The sequence below is a fragment of the Pseudomonas sp. 9.3L genome (assembly GCF_058536285.1).
On record NZ_JBZUBK010000001.1, the window covers coordinates 2,988,502 to 3,012,969 of the forward strand.

Here is a 24,468-nt window from a genome sequence, read left to right on the forward strand (position 1 = left end):
GTGTTTACGCGATTGAGGCCATCAATTGGACGATTCGTGCCCGGCTTTGTCTGCAAAGCGGCCGAACACCTCAAGGGCTTGATGCACCTGCGCTGCGCTCACATCCAGGTGCGTGACCAGGCGCAAGCGGGCACTGGCGGTTAATCGAATGCCTTGCGTGGCTGCGTAGTCATGCAGGGCTTGGGCGGCTTCACCGATGTCCACGTACACCATGTTGGTCTGCACCGGCTCGATACGATAGCCCAGGCGTTGCAGCCCCTCTGCCAGGCGACGTGCATTGGCGTGGTCCTCGGCAAGGCGCGCGACGTGGTGATCCAGCGCATACAGCCCCGCCGCCGCCAGCACTCCAGCTTGGCGCATACCGCCGCCGACCATCTTGCGCAACCGACGAGCGCGGCCGATGAGGGCATCTGTGCCGCACAGTACCGACCCTACTGGCGCGCCCAGCCCTTTTGACAAGCACACCGAGACCGAATCGAAATACCCGGTAATGTCGCCCGCCTCCACCTCCTGCGCCACAGCCGCATTGAACAGGCGCGCGCCGTCCAGGTGCAAGCCAAGCCCGCGTTCCACGCACAGCGCCTTGGCGGCAGCCAGGTAGGCCGTGGGCAATACCTTGCCATGCATGGTGTTTTCCAGAGCCAGCAAGCGGGTACGTGCGAAATGGAAATCGTCAGGCTTGATAGCGGCGGCGACCTGGCTCAGGTCCAGCGACCCGTCAGGCTGGTTGTCCAGCGGTTGCGGCTGGATCGAGCCTAACACCGCCGCCCCCCCGGCTTCGTATTTGAACGTGTGGGCGTGCTGGCCCACGATGTATTCATCGCCGCGCTCACAGTGCGCCATCAGCCCTAACAGGTTACTCATGGTGCCACTGGGCACGAACATGCCTGACTCAAACCCCAGTTCATCGGCCAACCTTGCCTCTAGCCGCGCCACGGTAGGGTCTTCACCGTATACATCGTCCCCCGTTTCGGCGCTGGTCATGGCGCGAAGCATGTCAGGCGTGGGACGGGTCACGGTATCGCTGCGTAGATCGATCTGGCTCATAGGGGCTCCGTGGTGGATGCTGCTCGCGGTAAGCGGTACGCGGTACCCGGTACCCGGTACAAGGTACGCACCCGGCACACTGCCGGGTGCCGCCACCGCGAATCAGCCTTCGTAAGGGACGATTACGATACCCGCGCGCAACCCATTCTTCACCTTCGGATTAGGGAAAATAACCCGCGCGCCGGCTTCGTCCACCTGCCAGCGCACATCACCGTCCTCGGCCAACAGCGTACCTTGGGGCAGCTCCGAGAAGTTTTCGACCTCTGCCGGCAGGTGCAAGCGGAAATGCTCGCTGGCCTTGATGATCTCGCGCGAGACACTGAACAACGCCAGATCAGCGGGTGGCCCAGCAGCGAAGGGCTCCTCGCGGCCTTCGATGAGCGCCCGCAGGCAGGCATCGAGGCGTGAGAGGTCTACCTGCTGGTTGTGCCCAAAAGGTCGGGCTTTTCCCAGCTCCAGGGTGAAGGCTTCAGCGCCCAATTGCTCATAGGTATAGGCACTAAAGGTAATGGCTGGCTTGTTTTGCAGCAGCACGGCGTTCATGCCTGCACGGCTCAAGCGTGACAACTCGACCTGCGAATGCGCCCGCCCCTCTTTCCAGGGGTACAACGCAAATTGTTCGATCCGTGAGCCTCGGATGGCGGTGTGCAGGTCGTAATGCAAGCGCGTACGCCCCTCGACCTTGAAGAAGCTGGCCGCCAGCCGCTCTAGCTCGCAGGCGCGCATGGCCTCGAAGCCACTGGACAACGCATGACGGCCATTAAACAAGCGGTTCACGTCCTGCTCGATGTAGCGCTCGCCCCGGCGAATGGCCTCAGGGTTGCCGAACAGGAACAGTAACCGCGCCCGTGGCTGCAGCTCGTTGCGGGCAATGGCATGGATGAGCGCGTCCAGAAGCTCGATGGGGGCGGTCTCGTTGCCATGAATGCCCGCCGACAGCAGCAAATCCAGCCCGCTGTCGCGATCACTGGGAGGGCGCACTTCCAACGCGCCAGGGGCCAGCCAGCGTAGGCAGGTACCGCGGGTGGTCATCTGGTTTTTCTGTGCTGGCTCACGTTCAGCCAGGGTCAACTCAAGCAGCTTGCCAAGCGACAGCATAGGCTGGGGCCCTCGCCAAGATCAGTGATGGTGGCCGCAATCGGGGCCATGCACGTGGCCTTCGTCCACATCCTCTTCATCGCTTGCCTCGACCGGCTCCATCTCGAGCTGGAGGCTGACCAGGTTAGTGGCCATGGGGCGCAGCAACAGGTTGGCGTACTCGGTGTCGCCGTCCTCTACGTCCACGCCAATGAACAATTGCCCATTGCCGCCCTGCTGAATCCAGACTTCCCGACCTTGCCAGACCACGGCGAACCGGGTGCAGGAGGTCTCCAACTGGGTGCCGTCGTCGTCTTCAAGTATCAGTTGCAGGGTGTCAGACATGGTAAGCGTCTCGTTCAATTGAGTTGGAAAGGATACACCGAGCCCAGCGTGAGCAACCCGGTCAGTTCGTCTAGCGCGGTACGGCACTCCATTAGCAACTGAGGGTCGGCCAGGTCGGCCTCACCGAGGCGGTCCCGGTAATGCCGGTCTACCCACTGAGTGAGTTGCTCATACAAGGTGGCGGTCATGATAACGCCTGGGTTCACCGCCGCCAGTTCATGTTCATTGAGCGCAACCCGCAAGCGCAGGCACGCCGGGCCACCCCCGTTGCGCATGCTTTGCTTGAGGTCAAATACCTTCACCTCCGCAATCGGCCCATTACCTGCAGAGAGCCCCTGCAGGTACTGCCACACGCGGCTGTTACCCCGGCACTCTTCCGGCACGATGAGTAGCATGCGGCCGTCGGCACGGGTGAGCAATTGGCTGTTGAACAGGTAGGAACGCACGGCGTCCTCTACGCCTATCTGGTCCCGAGGCACGCAGATCGCCTGGAACTGACCGCCACGTTGCGCCAGTTTGGCCGTCAGCTCTGCCAGCACCTGATCCGTGTTCAGGAACGCGTCCTGGTGATAAAACAGCACCTCGCCATTGCCCACTGCGATCACATCATTATGGAACACGCCCTGGTCGATGACGGCAGGGTTTTGCTGGGCATACACGATGCCCTCCTCGCCCAGCCCATGAAGCCGCGCCACGGCCTGGGAGGCCTCCAGTGTTTGCCGAGCAGGGTAGCGCTGGGGCGCCGGGCGCCGGGTATCGAACGCGGCCCGGCCGTATACGAAAAACTCCACGCCTGGGTCGCCGTAGCCTTTGCAAAAGCGGGTATGGTTGGCCGCGCCCTCGTCACCGAACTGGGCAACGGCGGGCAATGCAGGATGATGAGCGAAATGGCGTTCATCGGCGAACATGGCCGCCAGCACACGGCTGGTGGTGGGGTGTTCGATGCTGCGGTGGTACTTGCAGTTGAGGTTGGCGGCAGTGAAATGCACACGGCCATCGGCGGTATCGGCGCCGGGGCTGACGGTCGCCGCATTGGCTACCCACATGCTGGACGCTGAGCAACTGGCGGCCAGCAAGGGCATCGCTTCGCGCGCAGCCTGAGTGATCACATGCGCATCGGTGCCCGCAAAGCCCAACCGGCGCAACCCGGCGACATCCGGGCGCTCCTGGGGGGCGAGTACCCCTTGCACAAAGCCCATCTCGCTCAGGGCTTTCATCTTGGCCAGCCCTTGGCGAGCGGCCTCACGGGGATTGGACTGGGCCTGACTGTTACTTTGGGACGCGACGTTGCCATACGACAGCCCGCCGTAATTGTGGGTCGGCCCCACCAGCCCGTCAAAATTGACTTCAAACGCTTTCATTGGCTCGGCTCCAGCTCATGCTGATGGCGTATCGCAGGTTGCTGACGGTGTAACACGTTAAAGGCTTACGCCTGGGGTAAGTGACGCGGGCAGGGTCACCCGCTCTGCTTCCAGAGACGCTACCGGGAACGCACAGTAATCGGCAGCGTAGTACGCGCTGGCGCGGTGGTTGCCCGAGGCGCCCACGCCCCCGAACGGCGCACTGCTGGCAGCGCCGGTCAGCTGCTTGTTCCAGTTGACGATGCCTGCCCGGGCGTGCAGCCAAAAGTGCTGGTAACGCTCGGCAGAATCAGACAACAGCCCTGCCGCCAGCCCGTAGCGGGTGTTATTGGCTTCGGCGATGGCCTGTTCGAAACCTTGGTAGCGGACCACTTGCAGCAAAGGGCCAAACAGTTCCTCGTCCGGGCGTTCGGCCACCTGGGTAACGTCCAGCACGCCTGGGGTGAGTAGGGCTGCGCCCGGATCAGGCTGGGCCATGGCCAACAGGGAGCTGGCGCCGGCAGCTACTAAATGCGCCTGGGCGTCCATCAGGTGCTGCGCAGCAGCGAGGGACACCACGGCCCCCATGAAGGGCGGCGGCTGCTCATCGAAGGCACCTACACGAAGGCGTGCGGCGACCTCTACCAGTCGCGCCAGCAGGGCATCGCCCCACTCGCCCACCGGTACCAGCAGGCGGCGCGCACAGGTGCAGCGCTGCCCTGCAGAGATAAAGGCCGATTGCACGATGGTATAGACGGCGGCATCCACGTCTTCCACTTGATCGACCACCAAGGGGTTGTTGCCGCCCATTTCCAGGGCCAGGATTTTGTCCGGGCGGCCGGCGAACTGCTGGTGCAAGTGCTCGCCGGTGCGGCTGGAGCCGGTGAAGAAGATGCCGTCCACATCGGCCGCAGCCAACGCGATACCGGTTTCACGGCCGCCCTGCACCAGGTTGAGCACACCGGCTGGCAAGCCGGCTTCTTCCCAGCAGCGCACGGTAAGGGCCGCCACTGCCGGGGTGAACTCACTGGGTTTGAACACCAGCGTATTGCCGGCCAGCAGCGCGGGAACAATATGCCCGTTAGGCAGGTGGCCGGGGAAGTTGTACGGGCCAAATACCGCTACCACGCCGTGAGGCTTATGGCGCAGCACCGCGTTGGCGTCACCGAGCAGGCTGCGCTTCTCGCCGGTGCGCTCTTGGTAGGCCTGAAGGGAAATGCCCACTTTATTCGCCATGCTGGTGACTTCAGTAGCAGCCTCCCACAGTGGCTTGCCGGTTTCCTCACCAATGCAGTGCGCCAAGGCCTCGGCGGTCGCTTTCAAGCGTTCTGCGAAGGCTTGCAAGTAGCGGATGCGCACGTCCAGGGGCACACTCGCCCAGCCTGGAAACGCACGCCGCGCCGCCCGGACTGCCTCGTCTACCTGGGCCGGGCTAGCCCCTTGCCCTTCCCACAACACGCGCTGGCTCACCGGGGCCACGGACTGGAAGGCCTTGCCCTGCCCTGCGAGCCATTGCCCGCCAATGAATAACGTGGTCATGCGCGGCCCTCCGAAGCGGGGGTGGGTGACAAGGTGACGGCCCGTATGGGGTCGCCCGCATGTAGCCGCAAGCGGCGTGCAGTGAGCGGGTCTACCACCAGGGTGCCTGCGGCCAGGCGCGCGGGCGCCGCGGTCATGCGGCACTGCTCCAGTTGGCGGTTATGGATCAGGTACACCGGCGCGTCGTCGCCAGGGGTACCCACCGCCAATACCAGTGTCTTGCTGTCCTGCACGGCGCGGATCTTCGCCACTTCGCATTCAACGGCCGGGCCTGCATCGAAGATGTCCACATAGCCTCGGTAGTCGAAGCCCTCGGCTTTGAGCATGGCCAGGGCAGGCTCGGTATCGGGGTGTACCTTGCCGATCACGCCGCGCGCCGCCTCGGACAGGAAGCACGCATACAGCGGAAACTTGGGCATGAGTTCAGCGATGAACGCCCGGTTGCCGACGCCCGTGAGGTAGTCAGCCTGGCTGAACTCCATCTTGAAAAAGTAACGCCCCAGGCTTTCCCAAAACGGCGAGCGACCGGCCGCATCCGAGATGCCGCGCAATTCAGCGATGACTTTGCTGCCGAACAACTCACTGAATTCAGCCATGAACAGCAAGCGGGCCTTGGCCAACAACCGCCCATGCAGGCCATTACGCATGTCATCGCGCAGGAACAACGAGCACAGCTCCGAATTGCCGGTGAGGTCGTTGGCCAAGAACAGCGTGGGCACTTCCCGGTAGATGTTGAGCTCTTTGGAGGCGCTGACCGTAAGCCCTACCCGGTAGTTGTACCAAGGCTCGCGCTGGCCTACCGCGCCTGCGATGGCCGAGGTGCCGACCACGGTGCCGTCGTCGGTTTCAAGTACGAAGAGGTAGTCGGTGTCACCCCGCTCCGCCTCGCCACGGAAGGTTTTCTCGGCCCAACCCACGCGGTGGGTGAGCCGCTCTTCGTTGGCCGGCAGCGTGGTAAGGCCAGGGCCGGTCCCCCGGGCCAGGTCGATCAGCGCGCTCAGGTCGCTGCTGCGTACGGGACGAACAATCATGTCAACTCCTCGGGCAGCGCCATGGCGCCGCGTTCTTCACCGGGCAACGAACCCCGTCACACCGCGACCAGGCGCACGTTGGCACCCTCGACCACATTCAAGCGCTGCGCTACTGCAGCAGGCAGGCTGACCGGCTTGCCAGGTGCCCAGTCCAGTTCTACCAGTGCCGCGCGGTAGTCTTGCAACTGACAATTGGCGACCAGGTAAGGGCGCCCTGCCTGGGTGTCTTCCTCAATACGTACAGGCACCACACGGCTGTGAGTGACGGAGCGAATAGTGGACACCCGTGCGTGCAGGGTGGGGCCGCCATCGAAGATGTCGATGTAATGTTCAGTTTCAAAGCCTTCGCGCATCAGGATGTCGAACGTGATCTGCGCACGAGGGTGCACTTGCCCCATCGCCTCTTGGGCAGCGTCAGGCAGCAGCGGCACGTAGATAGGGTAATGCGGCATCAGCTCGGCCAGGAACGTCCGGCTTTTGAGGCCGCACAGGCGCTCCGCGGCGGCATAGTTGATGTCGAAAAAGTTACGCCCGATGGCATCCCAGAATGGGGAGTCTCCCTGTTCGTCGCTATAGCCCACGATCTCGGTCACCACCGCATCGGCGAAGCGCGCCGGGTGGTTAGCCATGAACAATAAACGGGCACGGGAGTTGAGTTCGGCCAGGGGGGTGGTGACCAGCTCGGGGATGACATAGAAGCTGGTCAACAGGCTATTGCCGGTAAGGTCATGGCACTGAGACAGCACATGGATCTTGTTGTGAATCTTCAACTCGCGCGAAGCATGCACGAAGGTTTCGTTGCGGAAACTATAAAAGGGCTCGGAATAGCCTGCCGAGGCCACGATGGCGGAACAGCCCACCAGGCGGGCCTGAGCGGTGTCTTCCAGTACGAAGAAGTAACTCTCCTCGCCGTTGAAGCTGACCTCGGCGGCGAACGAGGCCTCGGAGGCGACAATCTTGTCGCGCAGGCGCTCAATGTCGTCGGGCAGCGAAGTGACACCAATCGGGCTGTCCACGGCGAGCCGGTACACCTCGTCCAGGTCAGCCATTTGCGCAGGGCGCATCACCAGCATGGTGCCACTCCTTTGAATCCGAAGAATGAACGCGGGGCAAACGGCCCCGCGGTACGGCCTGTAAGGTACGGCCGGTCAGGTACGGCCTGTAAGGTATGGTCAGGCTTGAGTCAGCTGCGCCACGGCGCGCTCGAAGCGGTCCAGGCCTTCGTCGATGTCCGCCAGGTCGATGACCAGGCTGGGCGCGAACCGCACAACGTCCGGGCCGGCCTGCAGGATCATCAGGTCATGCTGCTCTGCCGCATTGAAGAAGTCTTTCGCCTTGCCTTTCCAGGCCTCGCTCAACACGCAGCCGATCAACAGGCCCATGCCACGCACCTGTGAAAACACCCCATAGCGCTCGCCAATGGCGCGCAGACGGGTTGTGAAACGCTCGTGCCGGGCCTTTACCCCCTCAAGCACCCCAGGGGTGTTGATGACATCCACCACGGCCTCGGCCACCGCGCACGCCAGGGGGTTCCCGCCATAGGTGGTGCCGTGAACGCCCACACCCAGGTGCTTGGCCAGCGCCTCGGTAGTGAGCATGGCACCAATAGGGAAGCCGCCGCCCAGGCTTTTGGCGCTGGAAAGCACATCCGGGGTTACGCCATATTCCATGTACGCAAACAGGGAGCCACTGCGCCCCATGCCACTTTGCACTTCATCGAACACCAGCAGCGCATTGTGCTCGTTACACAAGGCACGGGCGCCCTCCAGGTAAGCACGGTCTGCCGGCAACACACCACCCTCGCCCTGAATCGGCTCCAGCACCACCGCGCAGGTTTTGTCGGAAATCGCGGCCTTGAGCGCCTCCAGGTCGTTGTAAGGCACGTGGGTAATGCCTTCGATCTTGGGGCCAAAGCCATCGGAATACTTGGGCTGCCCACCTACGCTGACGGTGAACAGGGTACGGCCATGGAAGCTGTTGACCGCCGAGATGATCTCGTATTTTTCTGGCCCGAACCTGTCATGGGCAACGCGCCGCGCCAGCTTGAAACAAGCCTCATTGGCCTCGGCGCCGGAATTGCAGAAGAACACCCGGTCGGCGAAGGTCGCGGCCACCAGCTTATGTGCCAGGCGCAGGGCCGGCTCGTTGGTGAATACGTTGGAGATGTGCCACAGCCGGCCCGCCTGCTCGGTGAGCGCGCCCACCAGCGCCGGGTGGGCATGGCCGAGGACGTTTACCGCGATGCCGCCCGAGAAATCGATCAGCTCGCGACCCGCCTGATCCCAGACGCGGGAGCCTGCGCCGCGCACGGGGATGAACCCGGCAGGTGCATAGTTGGGGACCATGACCTGGTCAAAATCGGCGCGTTGCACCTGGGCGTGATCAGCGGACATCAGCGTCTCCTGAAACAATGCGCCGGGCCGAAGTGGCCCGACGGTAAGCGGATTGTAATGAGGGGGGTGCGCTTGGCCTTGTCGCCAAGCGACAACTTGTTACAGCCTCACCCCGACAACGACCGGGGCTTTCAGCAATGCGACATATAGCGTCAATTTAAAGCAGTTTAGTGTGCCAGCGCTACGGGCCTACCCCCGCTCCGCCGCGACTGACGACAACTCGAAGGGGCTGCCGGTGCGGCGTTGATTGCGGTCTTCACGCGGGGTGGCGCCGAAGAAGTTACGGTAGGCGCTGGAAAAGTGCGGGCCCGATGAAAAGCCACACGACAGGCCGATCTGAATAATGGACTTGCTGGTCTGCATCAGCATTTGCCTGGCTTTGTTCAAGCGCAGCTCCAGGTAGTACTGGCTGGGTACCCGGTTCAGGTATTGCTTGAAGATCCGCTCCAGTTGGCGTCGCGACACGCACACGTGCTGGGCAATCTCATCGGTCGTCAACGGCTCCTCGATGTTGGCCTCCATCAGCAGCACCGCCTGAGTCAGCTTGGGGTGGCTGGAACCCAGGCGGTTCTGCAACGGAATGCGCTGGCGCTCGCCACCCTCACGGATACGCTCGACCACCAACTCTTCAGACACCGCACCCGCCACCTCCGCGCCGTGGTCCCGGGCCAGCAGGGCCAGCATGAGGTCGAGCACGGCCAGGCCGCCGCAGGCCGTCAGCCGGTCACGGTCGCAGTCGAACAAATGGCTAGTGGCAATGACCTTGGGATAACGCTCGCTGAAATCATCCTGCCAGCGCCAATGCACAGACGCCCGGTAGCCATCTAGCAGGCCCAGTTGAGCCAATGGGTAGATACCTGCCGACAGCCCACCGATCACACAGCCCCCGCGCACCAATTGCTTGATGGCACTGGCCAAGGCTGGCGAAGGGGTGGCAGGGGGCTCGTCTGCCAGCAGGAACAGCTTCTGGCACCCATCGAGCTTGCCCGGCCAGGCTTCGCCCGGCAGCTGCCAGGTAGCGTTCACGGCGGGTTCTGCATGCAAGAACAGCGGCTCGTAAAGGGCGCCAGGGTGAACCCTGCGTGCAACACTCAAGGCTTCCTCGGCCAGCGCAAGGGTCAGCGCCTTGGTGCTGGGCCAAATCAGAAAACCAATACGCTGGGCGGTCATGTGGGCACTCACAGGTTGAAGATGAAAAGGCGCCCCGCCTGGCGGAGCGCTCAGACACGGGCTTATTTAAGACTACCGGAGAGGAACTGGCGCAGCCGCTCCGACTGCGGGTTGGCCAACACCTCACGCGGATTGCCGCACTCCTCCACCAGCCCCTTGTGCAGGAACACCACCTGATTGGAGACCTCCCGAGCGAACCCCATCTCGTGGGTCACCACCACCATGGTCCGCCCTTCCTGGGCAAGGGACTGCATCACTTTAAGCACGTCACCCACCAGCTCAGGGTCCAGGGCCGACGTAGGTTCATCGAACAGCATGACCTCAGGCTCCATGGCCAGCGCCCGGGCAATGGCCACACGCTGCTGCTCGCCACCCGACATATGCCCAGGGTAGGCGTCCTTGCGGTGGGTCACCCCTACCTTGGCCAGGTAATGCTCGGCTTTTTCCAGCGCTTGCTGCTTGCTCATACCCAACACGTGCACGGGCGCTTCCATTACGTTCTGCAGGGCGGTCATGTGCGACCACAGGTTGAAGTGTTGGAACACCATCGCCAGCCGAGAACGCATACGCTGCAGCTGCTTGGGGTCGCCGACCTTGAGCCCGCCGCCCTTGTTGGGCACCAGGGCCAGCGGCTCGTTGTTGAGCAGGATACGGCCTGACCACGGCTGCTCAAGCAGGTTAATGCAGCGCAGGAACGTGCTCTTGCCCGAACCGCTGGAGCCAATGATGCTGATCACGTCACCCGCCTTGGCTGCAAGGCTTACGCCTTTGAGCACTTCGTGGCTACCGTAGCGCTTGTGCAGGTCCTGGACTTCGAGTTTGTTCATGGGTGGTTTCTCTGAAATAAGACCGGGCGGCGCATCGGCCGCCCGCAAAAACGGTCAGCCCTTGCGTGGCGCCAGGTACCCGAGCCAACGGCGTTCAGCCCGCTTGAACAGCTGCACCAGCACGAAGGTCAGGCACAGGTAGATGACCCCGGCGGTAATGTAGGCTTCGAAGGGCAAGTAATACTGGGCATTAACGGCGCGCGCCGCGCCGGTGATGTCCATCAGGGTGACGATGGAAGCCAGGCTGGTGGTCTGCAGCATCATGATCACCTCGTTGCTGTACTGAGGCAGCGCCCGGCGCATCGCAGAGGGGAACAGAATGCGGCGGTACAACAGCGACCTGGACATGCCCATGGCCCGTGCGGCTTCGATTTCGCCATTAGGCGTGGCGCGAAGGCTGCCGGCGACGATCTCGGCGGTATAGGCACTGGTATTGATGGCAAAGGCCAGGCACGCGCAGAAGGTTGCACTGGAGAGCCAGGGCCACAGCGCGCTGTCGCGCACGCTCTCGAACTGCGCCAGGCCGTAGTAGATCAGGAACAACTGCACCAGCATGGGGGTGCCACGGATGACATAGGTGTAGGTCCAGGCCACGGCATTGACCAGCCGGTTGCGTGATACGCGCATCAGCGCAAGGGGCAGGGCCGCCGCCAAACCGAACAGTAACGAAATGGCCAGCAACTTGAGGGTTTCGAGCAGGCCCGCCAGGTACAGCGGCAGGCTGTTTAGCACAACGTTGTAATCGAAAATCATAATTCTGCCGCCCTTACTCCAACGGAGTAGCGCCGTTCGAGCCATTTGAGCAATAGCAGGGACACGGTAGTGATGAGCAGGTACAGCCCCGCCACGGCCAGGTAAAACGTGAACGGCTCGCGGGTAGCATCGGCCGCCTGCTTGGCCTTGAACATCATGTCCTGCAGCCCTACCACCGAAATCAGCGCAGTGGCTTTGGTGAGCACTAGCCAGTTGTTGGTAAAGCCAGGAATGGCCAGGCGAATCATCTGCGGCACCAGCACCCTGAAGAATATCTGCAGGCCGCTCATGCCATAGGCCGCGCCGGCCTCTGCCTGACCTTTGGGAATGCCCATGAAGGCCCCACGGAAGGTTTCAGAGAGGTAAGCGCCAAAAATGAAGCCCAAGGTAAAAATACCGGTGAGCAATGGATTGAGGTCGATGTAGTCGTCATAGCCCACCGCCGCCGCAACGCGGTTGAGCACGTCCTGGCCGCCATAGAAGATCAGCAGGATCAGCACCAGGTCTGGAATGCCACGGATGACCGTAGAATACACCTCGCCCAGCCACGCCAGCAGGCGAATGGGGGATAGCCGGAATGAGGCACCTATCAACCCCAGCACGATGGCCAGCGCCATGGACGAGAGTGCCAATTGCAGGGTCAGGCCGACCCCCTCGAGGATGACCTCGCCGTAGCCTTTCAACATGCTCGTAAGCCTTTAGTGTGAGCGCCGGCGCGGCAGGGCGCCCTAAAAAAAACAAAGCGGGACCACCCAGGGCCCCGCCGAGAGACACAGCCCGATTACTGGCCGTAAATATTGAAGTCGAAGTACTTGTCCTGAATTTTCTTGTACTCGCCGTTGGCGCGGATAGCGGCGATGGCGGCATTGAGTTGCTCCAGGTGAGCCTTGTCACCCTTGCGCACGGCGATACCTATGCCGTCACCGAAGTAATTCGCGTCAGTGAACGCAGGGCCTGCGAACGCAAAGCCTTTACCCGACTCGGTTTTCAGGAAGCCATCCTGCAGGAGGGTAGCGTCGGCCAGGGTACCGTCCAGGCGGCCGGCGGCCAGGTCAAGGTAGATCTCGTTCTGCGAGCCATAGGGTTTAACTTCGACACCTTTTGGCGCCAGCACTTCACGGGCGAAGCGCTCGTGGATGGAGCCGCGCTGCACCCCGATGTTCTTGCCTTTGAGCCCACTCAGGCTGTCATCGAGAGTGACGCCTTCCTTCATGACCAGGCGAGCGGGTGTGTTGTAGTACTTATTGGTGAAGTCCACAGACTTCTTGCGGTCGTCGGTGATAGACATGGACGACAGGATGGCATCGATCTTGCGCACCTTCAGCGCAGGGATCAGGCCGTCGAACTCTTGTTCGACCCAGACGCACTTGACCTTCATTTCAGCGCATAGGGCGTTACCGATGTCGTAGTCGAAGCCCACGATGCTGCCATCGGGTGCCTTGGACGCGAATGGCGGGTAGGCGGCCTCTATACCGATCTTCATGGGCTTGTCTTCCGCCATAGCGGTGAACGACAGCACAGACAGCGCCAGGGCACCAAAGAGGGCAAGCTTGTTCATGGGTGTACTCCATCGGTTGGCTACGGGCACTGAATCAGTACAAAGCCAGGGTTCGGTCGCGCCCCCAAGGTGGAAGCGAGTGGGGGGCATTCTAGCGGCGTGCGCGGGCGGGAAATTTCCACAATGCGACAACAAGTTACAGAACATCCAAGGCAATTGACTTGAAGCCTTGACAGACGATGAATACGGTGTTTAGCCGAAATCAATCCAACCCAAGGCTAGTGCAATTACCTTGCCCATGTTCAATGAGGCCGCATTCTAGAGCATTCTTGCCTACAGAGCATGAAAGGCGAGGCATCGGGGAGGCTGGAACCCTGTTTCTTGTGGTGCCACGGCGGGCATTATCCGGTAACACCGTGTGAGTTTCCACAGGGGCCGACGCAACGTGCGTGCGTGCCCCTGTGGCTTGCGCAGCCTGCGCGGCCTATGCGGCAGACATTTCTCGGTGGGTGTCGATCAGGTGCTGCACCACCCCAGGGTCAGCCAGGGTAGAGATATCACCCAAGGCATCGTACTCGCCGGTCGCGATCTTGCGCAGGATGCGCCGCATGATCTTGCCCGATCGGGTTTTTGGCAGGCCCGGCGCCCACTGGATCACGTCTGGTGAGGCGATGGGGCCGATCTCCTTGCGCACCCAGTTTTTCAAATCCTGACGCAATGTCTCACTGGGTTGCTCGCCGTGGTTCAGGGTCACGTACACATAGATCCCCTGCCCTTTGATGTCATGGGGCACGCCCACCACAGCGGCCTCGGCGACCTTAGGGTGGGCAACCATGGCACTCTCGATTTCTGCAGTACCCATGCGGTGCCCGGACACATTGAGCACGTCATCGACACGGCCGGTGATCCAGTAGTAGCCATCCTCATCGCGGCGGGCGCCGTCGCCGGTGAAGTACATGCCCCGGAACGTCTTGAAGTAGGTGTCTACAAAGCGGTCATGGTCGCCGTACAACGAGCGCGCCTGCCCCGGCCAGGAGTCCAGAATCACCAGGTTGCCCTCGGCGGCGCCCTCGATCAGGTTGCCCAGGTTATCGACCAGCGCCGGGATCACCCCGAAGAAGGGCTTGGTGGCCGACCCTGGCTTCAGGCCGATGGCACCAGGTAACGGGCTGATCAGCACACCGCCGGTTTCGGTCTGCCACCAAGTGTCAACGATCGGGCAACGTTCCTTGCCGACCGTCTTGTAATACCAGTTCCAGGCTTCCGGGTTGATCGGCTCACCCACCGACCCCAGCAGGCGCAGGCTGGACCCGTCGGCGCCCTCCACCGCTGCAGTGCCCTCGGCCATCATGGCGCGGATAGCGGTAGGCGCCGTGTAGAGAATGTTGACCTTGTGCTTGTCGATGATCTTCGACACGCGGGTGATGTCCGGGTAATTGGGCACGCCTTCGAACAGCAGCGTGGTAGCGCCGTTGGCCAAGGGGCCGTACACGATGTAGCTGTGGCCGGTGACCCAGCCCACGTCGGCGGTGCACCAGTAGATTTCACCGGGCTTGTAGTCGAACACCCGCTCATGGGTGAGCGCTGCATACAACAGGTAGCCTGCGCTGGTGTGCAGCACGCCTTTGGGCTTGCCGGTAGACCCGGAGGTGTACAGGATGAACAACGCTTCTTCGGCACCCATTTCTTTGGGGGCGCAGGTGCTGGAGGCCACCTCGAGCAGCGCGTGGTACCAGATGTCACGGTGACGGTTCCATTCGATCTCCCCGCCCGTGCGCTTGCACACGATCACTTTCTGCACACTGCTGGTTTCAGGGTTGGTCAGCGCGCGGTCCACGTTGGCCTTGAGCGACGTTTTCTTACCGCCCCGGACACCTTCATCGGCCGTGATCACCACCTTGGATTTACAGTCGATGATGCGCCCTGCCAGCGCTTCAGGAGAAAAACCGCCAAACACGACCGAGTGGATGGCACCAATCCGCGCGCACGCCAGCATCGCAACCACGGCTTCGGGAATCATGGGCATGTACAAGGTCACTACGTCGCCCCGGTGCACATCCTGGCCGCGCAAGGCGTTGGCGAACTTGCAGACTTCTTCGTGCAGCTCCCGGTAGGTGATGGTGCGACTGTCGGCCGGTTCGTCGCCCTCCCAGATAATGGCGGGCTGGTCGCCACGGGTTTCGAGGTGGCGGTCCAGGCAGTTATAGGCCACGTTGAGCGTGCCATCGGCAAACCACTTGATGTCTACCCGATGATCGTCGAAAGAGGTCTGCTTGACCTTGTCGAAGGGCTTGATCCAGTCCAGACGCTGGGCTTGTTCGCGCCAGAAGCCGTCGGGGTTCACCACGGACTGCTGGTACATGGCCTTGTAGGTTGCCTCGTCGGTGAGGGTATGTTCCTTCACTTCAGGGCGAACGGGGTACAGGGAAGCCGCACTCATCTTTAGGTTCCTCGGGGCAATCATTTTTCTTGTAGGGTTGCGTTGTACGTCAAGGCGCGTGCAGCAACCATTCGACGATGGTAGTAACGTGCTGGATCGAGCCTGGCACACAAACGCCGGTGTGCTGAACACTACAACGATTCGGGGCCAGTGGGTATTGGCAAGCGGGTGGTGGGGGTTTGACGGTCAGGTATAAGGCCCGCCCTGACCTGAACTGTGAGGCCGGGCGAAGCCTGAAGACGGGTGGCTTGCGACAGTGTGCTTAGACTGCGTGCTGGCTTTGCCGGTACAGCCGCAGGCTTAGCAGCAGGCCCGCCAGGGCCGCGATCGCTGCGAAGAGGAAAATAGACGCAAACCCCAGGCCCGACGCGATGGCACCGGCCACCGGCCCCGTGAGCCCCAAGGACAGGTCGACGAACAGCGAGTACGCACCGACCGCCGCACCTCGGCTAGTGGTCGGCACCAGGTTGACCGCCTCCACCCCCAAGGCCGGGAACACCAGGGAAAACCCGAAACCGCTCAGGGCTGCCCCTGCCAATGCCAGCTCCGGGCCGGGCGCCAGCCACAGCAAGGTAAGCCCAAGGGCCTCGACACCCAGGCAGACGATGGCGACCCGGAAGCCACCCAGTCGGTTGATCATACCGCCAAACAACAGCCGCGCCACGATGAAGCAGGCACCAAACAGCGACAGGCACAGGGCGGCGTCTTGCCACTGTTGGGCGGCGTAATACAAGGTAATGAAGGTGGCGATGGTGCCAAAGCCGATACCCCCCAGAGCCAAGCCACACCCGTGAGGGAACACCCGGCCCAGCACGTGCAGAAACGGCAAACGCTCGCCACTGAGAATGGGCGTGCCCGGCTTGCGCCAGGCCAGGGTAATGCCCAACGCGCAGAGCAGCATTACTGCAACCCCCATGCTCCATAACCCGGTGTGTTGCACCAGCCATACGCCACCCGGCGCACCTACCGCTAGCGCGCCGTAACTGGCGATACCGTTCCAGGAAATGACCCGCGCGGTATTGCTCGGCCCTACCTGACCAATGCCCCAGCCAATAGCGGCCGACCCTACCAGGCTTTCGGCCGCGCCCAGCACCACCCTGGCCACGAACAGGCAGCCAAGGCTCCACTGCGGCCAAGCCTGAAGCCAGGTGGCCACGAGCATGAACAGGCCGCTGATGCCGCAGCCCGCCAAGCCGTAGATCACCGCACGCTTACACCCGCGGTTATCGATGATGCGGCTGGCGTAGGGGCGGCTCAGCAAGGTGGCCAGGTATTGAACGCTGATGACCAGGCCTGCGATCACCGCGCCGAACCCTAGGTCGGTATGGACAAACCCCGGCAACACCGCCAGAGGGATGCCGATATTCAGGTAGCCAATGAAGGTAAAGGCAACGATGGAGACGATTTGCAGCGTGACCGCCCGGGGGCGGGGTGACAGAGACATCGGAAACGCCATGTAAAAATCAGAAAGGGTTAGCCGCCCGTGCCAGCCACGGGCTTGCCGGTCACGTATTCAACGGCGCGGTCTCGCGCCTGCGGGTAGGTTTGAGCCGGTACAACGCCCACGACACCAACAGCCACACCGGCACCGCCAGCACCGGCACCCTCATGCCGGTGGCCCACATCACCGCCAGTATCACGACTACGAAAGCCAGGCACAGATAATTGCCGTAGGGGTACAGCACCGCCTTGAACAACGGCACCCGGCCTGTACGCGCCAAGTGCTGACGGAACCTCAGGTGCGACCAACTGATCATGGCCCAATTGATAACCAATGTGGCCACCACCAGCGCCATCAGCAGCTCAAGCACATCGTGGGGCATCCAGTAATTGAGCAGTACCGTGAACGCAGTCACCAGCGCAGACGCCAGGATCGCCAGCACCGGTACGCCACGGCGATCAACTCGGGCCAGTACGGCCGGGGCGTCGCCCTGCTCTGCCATGCCCACGAGCATACGGCCGTTGCAATAGGCGCCACTGTTGTAGACCGAGACCGCCGCGGTCAGCACCACGAAGTTGAGCAGGTGCGCAGCAGTGTCGCTGCCCAGCAGGGCAAACACCTGCACGAAGGGGCTTGCACCATAGGCGTCACCCGTACTCGCCAAGCTGCCCAGCAGGGTGTCCCAAGGAATCAGCGCAAGCAATACGGTCAGCGCACCTATGTAGAAGATCAGGATGCGCCAGATAACCTGGTTGATCGCGCGCGGGATCACCTGCCGCGGCTGGTCGGCCTCGGCAGCGGTGAAGCCCAGCATTTCGAGCCCACCAAAAGAAAACATGATCAGCGCCAGAGCCAGCACCAGGCCTTTGAGCCCATGGGGAAAGAACCCGCCATGCGCCCACAGGTTGCTCACACCGGCTTGCGGGCCGCCTTCGCCCGACACCAGCAGGTAGCTGCCCAGGCCGATCATGCCCACCACCGCCAACACTTTGATGATCGCGAAGCAGAACTCGGCTTCCCCAAACACCCGTACGTTAGCCAGGTTTACCAAGGTGACCAGGCCGAAGAACCCTGCCGCTGACACCCAGGTAGGGATATGAGGCCACCAATACTGGATGTACTTGCCCACGGCCGTCAGCTCTGACATGCCCACCAGGGTATACAGCAGCCAGCAGTTCCAACCCGAAAGAAAGCCTGCGAAGCCGCCCCAATAGGTGTGGGCAAAATGGCTGAAGGAGCCCGCCACCGGCTCTTCCACGATCATTTCACCCAATTGGCGCATGATCAGGAAGGCAATGAAGCCGCACACTGCATAGCCCAGGATCATCGAAGGGCCGGCGCTTTTAAGCACGCCAGCCGACCCCAAAAACAAGCCGGTGCCAATGGCACCTCCCAGGGCGATCAACTGGATATGGCGGTTCTTCAGGCCGCGTTGAAGGGTGCCGCTGGACGCTGGCCGGGTACTGCTCATGTCATCACCTTGACTCAACGCTTGGGTGGCTTGCCTGGGGCCCCTTCACGGGTACGCCGAGGCGCGCCCTTCGGCGCACGCTTGGGGTCGCCCTTGGCGGGACGCCCGTTACCACCGCGTACTTCACTTGGCCGTTCGGCCACTACCGAACCACGCGGGGTGGCCGGGCGAGCCTGGTCGTCGCGGCCCTTGCGCGGCGCGCGCTCATCACCACCGTCCAGGGCGGGGCGCACCTGGCGCACTCGCTCGTTACGGCCCAGGGGCCGGGCGGATTTGCGCTGCATGCGCTCAAGCTTCTCTTTGGTTTTAGCCGTTTGCACCGGCATGGCCACAGGCTTGAGCCCGACTTCGCCGCTGAGGATGTCCACCTCGCCCTGGCTCAGTTCGCGCCAGCGCCCCATGGGCAGGTCGGAGTTAAGGAACACCGGGCCGAACCGCACGCGCTTGAGGCGGCTGACCACCAAGCCTTGAGATTCCCACAACCGGCGCACTTCACGGTTGCGACCTTCCATTACCACGCAGTGGTACCAGTGGTTGAAGCCTTCGCCACCAGGGGCCTGTTGGATATCGGTGAATTTCGCCGGGCCGTCTTCGAGCACTACGCCTTCCTTGAGGCGGGCGATCATGTCGTCGTCCACTTCGCCACGCACCCGCACCGCGTACTCGCGGTCCATTTCATAGGAGGGGTGCATCAAGCGGTTGGCCAATTCGCCATCGGTGGTGAACATCAGCAAACCGGTGGTGTTGATGTCCAGCCGGCCAATGTTGATCCAGCGGCCCTCGCGCGGGCGCGGCAGGCGGTCGAACACCGTGGGGCGGCCTTCAGGGTCGTCACGGGTGCAGATCTCGCCATCGGGCTTGTTGTAGATGATGACCCGCCGCACGGTTTCGGCGGCTTCTTCGCGCTTGATAAGCTTGCCGTCCACACTGATGGCATCATGCAAATCAACGCGCTGGCCCAAGGTGGCCACCTTACCATTGACCTTGATACGGCCTTCAGCGATCCAGGCTTCTACGTCGCGGCGCGAGCCAACACCGATGCGGGCGAGTACTTTCTGAAGTTTTTCGCCGGCTGGGGGCAGCGGGGCATCGGCGGCATCGCGTTCGTGTTCATTCATGGTTGGCACCTCCCGGTGGGTGGACGACACGGCGGCTTTCTCGGAAAAGGCACGCCAAAGGCTTGAAGAGGGCGCGCATCATACGCGCTTGAGCGACCAAACGCACGAGGCGCCTTACACTAACCGACCAACAACGGGGCCGCGCCGGCCTGCGTCAGGGCTGCTCACCGCCTTGGCGCGATGGCGCATCCGCCGGCAGTTGGGCATGGTCATCGTCTGGCGCAGGTTCGCGCAGGTCGTCGAAGTCGGTCTTGAGGTTGGCCTCCATGTCGTCCAGCTCCAGCAACAAGCTGCGGAAGCTGGTTTCCTCGGTAAGTGGCGCAGCAGCAGCGTCACCCTCCTGCACCGCACTGGCGTCGGCCAGGGCTTGCAAGTGCGGCGGCACCGGGAGGTCTTCTTCATCGACGAACGACCGAGGTTCCAGCTCCCGAAGGTCGGCGAGCGGTGGCAGCTCATCCAGGTTTTTCAGGTTGAAGTGATCGAGAAACGCCTTGGTAGTGGCGAACATTGCAGGCCGCCCTGGCACCTCTCGGTGCCCTACCACACGAATCCATTCGCGCTCTAGTAGCGTTTTGACAATGTTGCTGTTCACCGCCACGCCCCGCACGTCCTCGATTTCACCACGGGTAATGGGCTGACGGTAGGCGATCAGCGCCAGGGTTTCGAGCATGGCACGCGAGTACCGCTGTGGCCGCTCTTCCCACAGGCGGCCCACCCAGGGCGCGTAACGCTCACGGATCTGCAAACGGTAGCCCGACGCAACCTCGATCAGCTCGAACGCGCGGTTGTCGCAGGATTTGCGCAGCACGTCCAACGCCTTGCGAAACACCGTAGGCCCAGGGCGTTCGGCCTCCTCGAACAGCTCATAGAGGCGGTCCAGGCTTTGAGGTTTGCCGGAGGCGAGCAAGAAGGCTTCCAGCAGGGAAGCCAGCTCGCGGGGTTCGTTAAGGTTCATGGATACTCAAGCCGGTACGGTCACTCGCCGCGCACCCGTACATGGATCGCGGCAAAAGGCTCATTTTGCACCAGCTCGATCAAAGATTCCTTCACAAGTTCGAGGATAGCCATAAAGGTCACCACCACACCAAGCTTGCCTTCGTGGGCAGCGAACAGGTGGGCAAAAGGCACGAAGGCCCCGCCCTTGAGCTTCTCCAGTACTTCACTCATGCGCTCGCGGGTAGATAACGCCTCCCGGCTTACCTGGTGACTTTCGAACAGGTCGTTGCGCCGCATCACCTCGGCCATTGCCAGCAACACCTCTTCCAGAGCGACGTCGGGCAACAGGCGGCGCGCTTTGGCTTCGGGGGCGTCCAGTTGCGGCACCAGAATGTCGCGCCCTACCCGAGGCAGCCCGTCAAGCCCCTCAGCCGCCGCCTTGAACCGCTCGTATTCCTGAAGGCGACGGATCAACTCGGCGCGGGGGTCGCCCTCTTCTTCCTCGACCTCGGCAGAGCGCGGCAGGAGCATACGCGACTTGATCTCGGCCAGCATGGCGGCCATAACCAGGTACTCGGCGGCCAGCTCCAGCCGAATGGTTTTCATCAGCTCGACGTAGGTCATGTACTGGCGCGTGATTTCGGCAACGGGGATGTCGAGCACATCGATGTTCTGCTTGCGAATCAGGTACAGGAGCAGGTCCAGCGGGCCTTCGAACGCTTCGAGAAACACTTCCAGGGCGTCTGGCGGGATGTAAAGGTCCTGGGGCACTTCGTTGAACGCAGCCCCATACACCAAGGCCCGCTGGGCACGGGCGTCCTCGGGGGCCGCTGTCACTGTTTCATCGGTAGCCTGGGCAGCCTCGCTCATGCGCCCGCCATGAACGGCTCGGGGTCGCCGCAGCCCACGCGCACGATCTGGGGCTCGGCCTGGGTGAGGTCTACTACGGTGGACGCGGCACTGCCACCCGGCCCCCCATCGATCACCAGGTCTACCTGATGCTCCAGCCGGTCGCGCATTTCGTAAGGGTCACTCAAGGGCTCGTCATCCCCCGGCATGACCAGGCTGACGCTCATCAGCGGCTCGCCCAACTGTTCAAGCAGCGCCTGCGCGATGGGGTGGGTAGGCACCCGCAGGCCAATGGTGCGGCGCTTGGGGTGAAGCAACAGCCGGGGCACCTCTCGGGTGGCGTCCAGGATAAAGGTGTACGGCCCAGGGGTGTAAGCCTTGAGCAGCCTGAACGCGGCCGTGTCTACCTTGGCGAACAAGCCAAGCTGGGACAGGTCACGGCATAACAGTGTGAAGTTGTGCTTGTCGTCGAGCTGGCGGAGGCGGCGAACCCGCTCAATGGCGCTTTTTTCACCGATACGACAACCCACGGCGTAGGAGGAATCCGTGGGGTAGACCACAACCCATCCTGCGCGGATGATCTCCACCGCCTGCTTGATCAGGCGAGCTTGTGGGGTTTGCGGGTGAATCTGGAAAAACTGGCTCACGTCATATCCCTGCTGGTAGGCCTGTACGGTCATCACGAAAACGCTCCCACAACAGCGGCAGGTCGTCCGGCAAAGCGCGGTAACTGCCGATATCGCCCCAGTTGCCGGGCCCGTGAAAATCGCTGCCGGCACTGGCCAGCATACCGAATTCACGGGTCAGGATCGCCAAGGCACCCGTTTGCTCATCTGCCTGAAGGCCGTTGACCACCTCCAGCGCATGCCCCCCGGCCTGAAGAAACTCACCGACCAGGCGGCGCCGTTTGCCGCGGTTGAAATCATAGTGCATGGGGTGGGCAAGGCTGACCCAGGCCCCCGCCTCGCGCAGGGTGGCAACGGTTACCTCGAGCGTGGGCCAGTGTTGTTTAACGTCGCCGATCTTGCCGGCCCCCAGCCAGCGCCTGAACGCTGTGGCGCGATCAGGCACATGCCCTTGGCGCACCAGAAAATCTGCGAAGTGCGGCCGCGCGGGCGCATTGCGGCTATCGCCTAGCTCACCCTGAATGGCGCGTGCGCCCTCCAGCGCCCCTGGCATCCCTTTAGCGGCCAACCGACGGTCGATTTCCTCGGCACGCAGCCACCGCCCGGTATGCAGTTGCTCCAGGGTGTGCACCAGTGCCGGTGCGTCGAGGGCGAAGCCATAGCCCAGCACATGCAGGGTAGCGCCGCCCCAGGTGCAGGACATCTCGACCCCGCTGACCCAGCGCATCCCCAGTGTGGCAGCCGTGTCGCGTGCTTCAGCCAGGCCATCGAGGGTGTCGTGGTCGGTGAGCGCCAGCAGGGCTACCCCCCGCTCGTGGGCACGTGCCACGACAGTGGCAGGCGCCAGGGCACCGTCCGAGGCAGTACTGTGGCAATGCAGGTCAACATTCATGGGCGGCGCTTTCGAGTTCGAGAAGGTTTGCTATTATGCCGCCACATCCCGCGCCTGGCTGCCATTGTGAAACAACTGATCGATTTCATTCCGCTGCTGCTGTTCTTCATCGTTTATAAAACCGAACCCCGCACCTTCGACCTGGCAGGCCATAGCATCGCCGTGGGAGGTATTTTCAGTGCGACCGCCTTTCTGATTGGCAGTTCGTTGCTGGTCTACGGTCTCTTGTTCCTACGTCAGCGTCGGCTAGAGAAAGGCCAATGGCTGACGCTGCTAGGGTGCCTGGTGTTCGGTGGCATGACATTGGCATTCCATAGCGAGACCTTCCTGAAGTGGAAGGCCCCGGTAGTGAACTGGGTGTTTGCCCTTGCGTTCCTGGGCAGCCACTTCATCGGCGACCGGGTGCTGATCCAGCGCATCATGGGCCATGCGCTCACGCTGCCGGCCACTGTCTGGGCGCGGCTGAACGTGGCCTGGATCATATTCTTCATCGTATGCGGGGCGGCCAACCTGTTCGTGGCCTTCACCTTTGAACGCTTTTGGGTGGACTTCAAAGTATTCGGCAGCCTGGGCATGACCTTGCTGTTCTTGCTGGGCCAAGGTATTTACCTGTCCCGGCACCTGCACGAGCCCACCCCCCGCCAGAACACAGAGGACTGACATGCTTTACGCAATCATCGCCACCGACGTGGCCGGCTCGCTCGACCAACGCCTCGCTACCCGCCCGGCGCACTTGGCGCGCCTACAGGCATTGCAGGCCGAAGGCCGGCTGGTATTGGCCGGCCCACACCCGGCCATCGACAGCCTTGACCCCGGTACGGCCGGTTTCAGCGGCAGCCTGGTGGTGGCTGAATTTGCTTCGCTGGGCGACGCGCAAGCGTGGGCCGGCGCAGACCCTTACACCCTTGCGGGGGTGTACGCGGATGTGGTGGTCAAGCCTTTCAAGCAAGTGTTTCCCGGTGCCTAAGCGACCATGAGCGACCTGCTGCTGATCGATGACGACGTGGAGCTGTGCGACCTGCTGAGCAGTTGGCTGGTCCATGAGGGCTTCCAGGTGCGTGCGTGCCACGACGGTCAAAGCGCTCGCCGCGCCTTGGCCGAGGCCGCACCCGCTGCCGTGGTGCTGGACGTGATGCTGCCCGACGGCAGCGGCCTGGAGTTGCTCAAGCAGTTGCGCTCTGAGCATGCCGAGCTGCCTGTGCTGATGCTCTCGGCCCGTGGCGAACCCCTGGACCGCATACTGGGCCTGGAGCTGGGTGCAGATGATTACCTGGCAAAGCCTTGCGACCCTCGCGAGTTGACCGCCCGGCTACGCGCCGTATTGCGCCGCAGCCACCCTGTGGCGAGTGTGAGCCAGCTGGAAATCGGCGACTTGACCTTTAGCCCGGCGCGCGGCATTGCCAGCATCGACCAGCACGACATTGCCCTCACCCTCTCGGAGAGCCGCATCCTCGAAGCCCTGCTGCGCCAGCCCGGCGAGCCACTAGACAAGCAAGCGCTGGCCCAATTGGCGTTGGGCCGCAAGCTCACGCTCTATGACCGCAGCCTGGACATGCACGTGAGTAATCTACGCAAAAAAATCGGGCCCCACCCTGATGGCAGGCCTCGTATCGTGGCGCTGCGCAGCCGAGGCTATTACTACGCGGCCTAGTGCTTACACAATGCTTTCCGAGTT

The 24,468-nt window shown here is 62.5% G+C and carries 24 protein-coding genes; 3 read left to right on the forward strand and 21 right to left on the reverse strand.

Annotated elements, in window-relative coordinates:
- Positions 1 to 21: 21 nt before the first annotated feature.
- From ltaE to AC4LE2_RS13785, 21 genes are all read right to left on the reverse strand, one after another.
- A complete protein-coding gene (gene ltaE / locus AC4LE2_RS13685; protein WP_491826281.1) occupies positions 22 to 1,047 on the reverse strand; it encodes a low-specificity L-threonine aldolase in 1,026 nt (341 codons plus the stop codon).
- A 102-nt stretch (positions 1,048 to 1,149) separates the two neighbouring features.
- Positions 1,150 to 2,145: a succinylglutamate desuccinylase gene (astE, locus tag AC4LE2_RS13690; protein ID WP_491826282.1), complete on the reverse strand. Its 996-nt coding sequence runs from the start codon at positions 2,143 to 2,145 to the stop codon at positions 1,150 to 1,152.
- A 21-nt stretch (positions 2,146 to 2,166) separates the two neighbouring features.
- Complete coding sequence (locus AC4LE2_RS13695) at positions 2,167 to 2,469, reverse strand: topoisomerase II (RefSeq protein ID WP_491826283.1); 303 nt, start codon at positions 2,467 to 2,469, stop codon at positions 2,167 to 2,169.
- 14 nt (positions 2,470 to 2,483) lie between these two features.
- Entirely contained in the window at positions 2,484 to 3,830 is a 1,347-nt protein-coding gene (gene astB / locus AC4LE2_RS13700) for an N-succinylarginine dihydrolase (protein WP_491826284.1), read from the reverse strand.
- A 57-nt stretch (positions 3,831 to 3,887) separates the two neighbouring features.
- The gene (gene astD / locus AC4LE2_RS13705) at positions 3,888 to 5,348 is read right to left on the reverse strand and encodes a succinylglutamate-semialdehyde dehydrogenase (protein ID WP_491826285.1); all 1,461 of its coding nucleotides are present in this window, start codon (positions 5,346 to 5,348) and stop codon (positions 3,888 to 3,890) included.
- Positions 5,345 to 6,379, reverse strand: coding sequence for an arginine N-succinyltransferase (gene astA / locus AC4LE2_RS13710; RefSeq protein WP_491826286.1), 1,035 nt, complete (start codon positions 6,377 to 6,379; stop codon positions 5,345 to 5,347). Before astA ends, astD begins: the two co-directional genes overlap by 4 nt.
- 56 nt (positions 6,380 to 6,435) lie before the next feature.
- Complete coding sequence (gene aruF, locus AC4LE2_RS13715; protein ID WP_491826287.1) at positions 6,436 to 7,452, reverse strand: arginine/ornithine succinyltransferase subunit alpha; 1,017 nt, start codon at positions 7,450 to 7,452, stop codon at positions 6,436 to 6,438.
- A gap of 99 nt (positions 7,453 to 7,551) precedes the next feature.
- Positions 7,552 to 8,772, reverse strand: a complete 1,221-nt coding sequence (locus AC4LE2_RS13720) for an aspartate aminotransferase family protein (RefSeq protein WP_491826288.1) — start codon at positions 8,770 to 8,772, stop codon at positions 7,552 to 7,554.
- Positions 8,773 to 8,961: 189 nt separating this feature from the next.
- Positions 8,962 to 9,942: a transcriptional regulator ArgR gene (argR, locus tag AC4LE2_RS13725; protein WP_491826289.1), complete on the reverse strand. Its 981-nt coding sequence runs from the start codon at positions 9,940 to 9,942 to the stop codon at positions 8,962 to 8,964.
- Between the two features lie 62 nt (positions 9,943 to 10,004).
- The gene (locus AC4LE2_RS13730) at positions 10,005 to 10,769 is read right to left on the reverse strand and encodes an ABC transporter ATP-binding protein (RefSeq protein ID WP_491826290.1); all 765 of its coding nucleotides are present in this window, start codon (positions 10,767 to 10,769) and stop codon (positions 10,005 to 10,007) included.
- A 54-nt stretch (positions 10,770 to 10,823) separates the two neighbouring features.
- A complete protein-coding gene (locus AC4LE2_RS13735) occupies positions 10,824 to 11,522 on the reverse strand; it encodes an ABC transporter permease (protein WP_491826291.1) in 699 nt (232 codons plus the stop codon).
- A complete protein-coding gene (locus tag AC4LE2_RS13740; protein WP_491826292.1) occupies positions 11,519 to 12,208 on the reverse strand; it encodes an ABC transporter permease in 690 nt (229 codons plus the stop codon). Before AC4LE2_RS13740 ends, AC4LE2_RS13735 begins: the two co-directional genes overlap by 4 nt.
- A gap of 95 nt (positions 12,209 to 12,303) precedes the next feature.
- On the reverse strand, positions 12,304 to 13,080 hold the full coding sequence (locus tag AC4LE2_RS13745) for an ABC transporter substrate-binding protein (protein WP_491826293.1): 777 nt from the start codon (positions 13,078 to 13,080) through the stop codon (positions 12,304 to 12,306).
- 424 nt (positions 13,081 to 13,504) lie between these two features.
- Positions 13,505 to 15,460, reverse strand: coding sequence for an acetate--CoA ligase (acs, locus tag AC4LE2_RS13750; protein ID WP_491826294.1), 1,956 nt, complete (start codon positions 15,458 to 15,460; stop codon positions 13,505 to 13,507).
- A gap of 262 nt (positions 15,461 to 15,722) precedes the next feature.
- Positions 15,723 to 16,904 carry an MFS transporter gene (locus AC4LE2_RS13755; RefSeq protein ID WP_491826295.1) on the reverse strand — a complete coding sequence of 394 codons (1,182 nt, stop codon included), beginning with the start codon at positions 16,902 to 16,904 and terminating at the stop codon, positions 15,723 to 15,725.
- Between the two features lie 61 nt (positions 16,905 to 16,965).
- Positions 16,966 to 18,372: an amino acid permease gene (locus AC4LE2_RS13760; protein WP_491826296.1), complete on the reverse strand. Its 1,407-nt coding sequence runs from the start codon at positions 18,370 to 18,372 to the stop codon at positions 16,966 to 16,968.
- Positions 18,373 to 18,386: 14 nt separating this feature from the next.
- On the reverse strand, positions 18,387 to 19,490 hold the full coding sequence (gene rluB, locus AC4LE2_RS13765; RefSeq protein ID WP_491826297.1) for a 23S rRNA pseudouridine(2605) synthase RluB: 1,104 nt from the start codon (positions 19,488 to 19,490) through the stop codon (positions 18,387 to 18,389).
- Positions 19,491 to 19,644: 154 nt separating this feature from the next.
- A complete protein-coding gene (scpB, locus tag AC4LE2_RS13770) occupies positions 19,645 to 20,445 on the reverse strand; it encodes an SMC-Scp complex subunit ScpB (RefSeq protein ID WP_491826298.1) in 801 nt (266 codons plus the stop codon).
- A 20-nt stretch (positions 20,446 to 20,465) separates the two neighbouring features.
- Positions 20,466 to 21,296 carry a segregation and condensation protein A gene (locus AC4LE2_RS13775; protein ID WP_491826299.1) on the reverse strand — a complete coding sequence of 277 codons (831 nt, stop codon included), beginning with the start codon at positions 21,294 to 21,296 and terminating at the stop codon, positions 20,466 to 20,468.
- On the reverse strand, positions 21,293 to 21,922 hold the full coding sequence (locus tag AC4LE2_RS13780) for an L-threonylcarbamoyladenylate synthase (protein WP_491828136.1): 630 nt from the start codon (positions 21,920 to 21,922) through the stop codon (positions 21,293 to 21,295). The genes AC4LE2_RS13775 and AC4LE2_RS13780 overlap by 4 nt, the downstream gene beginning before the upstream one ends.
- Position 21,923: 1 nt before the next feature.
- The gene (locus AC4LE2_RS13785) at positions 21,924 to 22,793 is read right to left on the reverse strand and encodes a PHP domain-containing protein (protein ID WP_491826300.1); all 870 of its coding nucleotides are present in this window, start codon (positions 22,791 to 22,793) and stop codon (positions 21,924 to 21,926) included.
- A 66-nt stretch (positions 22,794 to 22,859) separates the two neighbouring features.
- On the opposite strand from AC4LE2_RS13785, the gene AC4LE2_RS13790 reads away from it, so the two are divergent.
- From AC4LE2_RS13790 to AC4LE2_RS13800, 3 genes are read left to right on the forward strand one after another with little or no spacing between them, the layout of a single operon-like run.
- The gene (locus tag AC4LE2_RS13790; RefSeq protein WP_491826301.1) at positions 22,860 to 23,453 is read left to right on the forward strand and encodes a septation protein A; all 594 of its coding nucleotides are present in this window, start codon (positions 22,860 to 22,862) and stop codon (positions 23,451 to 23,453) included.
- 1 nt (position 23,454) lies between these two features.
- On the forward strand, positions 23,455 to 23,760 hold the full coding sequence (locus AC4LE2_RS13795) for a YciI family protein (protein ID WP_491826302.1): 306 nt from the start codon (positions 23,455 to 23,457) through the stop codon (positions 23,758 to 23,760).
- A gap of 6 nt (positions 23,761 to 23,766) precedes the next feature.
- A complete protein-coding gene (locus AC4LE2_RS13800) occupies positions 23,767 to 24,444 on the forward strand; it encodes a response regulator (protein WP_491826303.1) in 678 nt (225 codons plus the stop codon).
- Positions 24,445 to 24,468: the final 24 nt, after the last annotated feature.

What these genes read in the sequence shown, in the direction of transcription:
- ltaE (WP_491826281.1), bottom strand. Translation starts at nt 1,047, where the DNA reads ATGAGCCAGATCGATCTACGCAGCGATACCGTGACCCGTCCCACGCCT.
- astE (WP_491826282.1), bottom strand. Translation starts at nt 2,145, where the DNA reads ATGCTGTCGCTTGGCAAGCTGCTTGAGTTGACCCTGGCTGAACGTGAG.
- AC4LE2_RS13695 (WP_491826283.1), bottom strand. Translation starts at nt 2,469, where the DNA reads ATGTCTGACACCCTGCAACTGATACTTGAAGACGACGACGGCACCCAG.
- astB (WP_491826284.1), bottom strand. Translation starts at nt 3,830, where the DNA reads ATGAAAGCGTTTGAAGTCAATTTTGACGGGCTGGTGGGGCCGACCCAC.
- astD (WP_491826285.1), bottom strand. Translation starts at nt 5,348, where the DNA reads ATGACCACGTTATTCATTGGCGGGCAATGGCTCGCAGGGCAGGGCAAG.
- astA (WP_491826286.1), bottom strand. Translation starts at nt 6,379, where the DNA reads ATGATTGTTCGTCCCGTACGCAGCAGCGACCTGAGCGCGCTGATCGAC.
- aruF (WP_491826287.1), bottom strand. Translation starts at nt 7,452, where the DNA reads ATGCTGGTGATGCGCCCTGCGCAAATGGCTGACCTGGACGAGGTGTAC.
- AC4LE2_RS13720 (WP_491826288.1), bottom strand. Translation starts at nt 8,772, where the DNA reads ATGTCCGCTGATCACGCCCAGGTGCAACGCGCCGATTTTGACCAGGTC.
- argR (WP_491826289.1), bottom strand. Translation starts at nt 9,942, where the DNA reads ATGACCGCCCAGCGTATTGGTTTTCTGATTTGGCCCAGCACCAAGGCG.
- AC4LE2_RS13730 (WP_491826290.1), bottom strand. Translation starts at nt 10,769, where the DNA reads ATGAACAAACTCGAAGTCCAGGACCTGCACAAGCGCTACGGTAGCCAC.
- AC4LE2_RS13735 (WP_491826291.1), bottom strand. Translation starts at nt 11,522, where the DNA reads ATGATTTTCGATTACAACGTTGTGCTAAACAGCCTGCCGCTGTACCTG.
- AC4LE2_RS13740 (WP_491826292.1), bottom strand. Translation starts at nt 12,208, where the DNA reads ATGTTGAAAGGCTACGGCGAGGTCATCCTCGAGGGGGTCGGCCTGACC.
- AC4LE2_RS13745 (WP_491826293.1), bottom strand. Translation starts at nt 13,080, where the DNA reads ATGAACAAGCTTGCCCTCTTTGGTGCCCTGGCGCTGTCTGTGCTGTCG.
- acs (WP_491826294.1), bottom strand. Translation starts at nt 15,460, where the DNA reads ATGAGTGCGGCTTCCCTGTACCCCGTTCGCCCTGAAGTGAAGGAACAT.
- AC4LE2_RS13755 (WP_491826295.1), bottom strand. Translation starts at nt 16,904, where the DNA reads ATGTCTCTGTCACCCCGCCCCCGGGCGGTCACGCTGCAAATCGTCTCC.
- AC4LE2_RS13760 (WP_491826296.1), bottom strand. Translation starts at nt 18,372, where the DNA reads ATGAGCAGTACCCGGCCAGCGTCCAGCGGCACCCTTCAACGCGGCCTG.
- rluB (WP_491826297.1), bottom strand. Translation starts at nt 19,490, where the DNA reads ATGAATGAACACGAACGCGATGCCGCCGATGCCCCGCTGCCCCCAGCC.
- scpB (WP_491826298.1), bottom strand. Translation starts at nt 20,445, where the DNA reads ATGAACCTTAACGAACCCCGCGAGCTGGCTTCCCTGCTGGAAGCCTTC.
- AC4LE2_RS13775 (WP_491826299.1), bottom strand. Translation starts at nt 21,296, where the DNA reads ATGAGCGAGGCTGCCCAGGCTACCGATGAAACAGTGACAGCGGCCCCC.
- AC4LE2_RS13785 (WP_491826300.1), bottom strand. Translation starts at nt 22,793, where the DNA reads ATGAATGTTGACCTGCATTGCCACAGTACTGCCTCGGACGGTGCCCTG.
- AC4LE2_RS13795 (WP_491826302.1), top strand. Translation starts at nt 23,455, where the DNA reads ATGCTTTACGCAATCATCGCCACCGACGTGGCCGGCTCGCTCGACCAA.
- AC4LE2_RS13800 (WP_491826303.1), top strand. Translation starts at nt 23,767, where the DNA reads ATGAGCGACCTGCTGCTGATCGATGACGACGTGGAGCTGTGCGACCTG.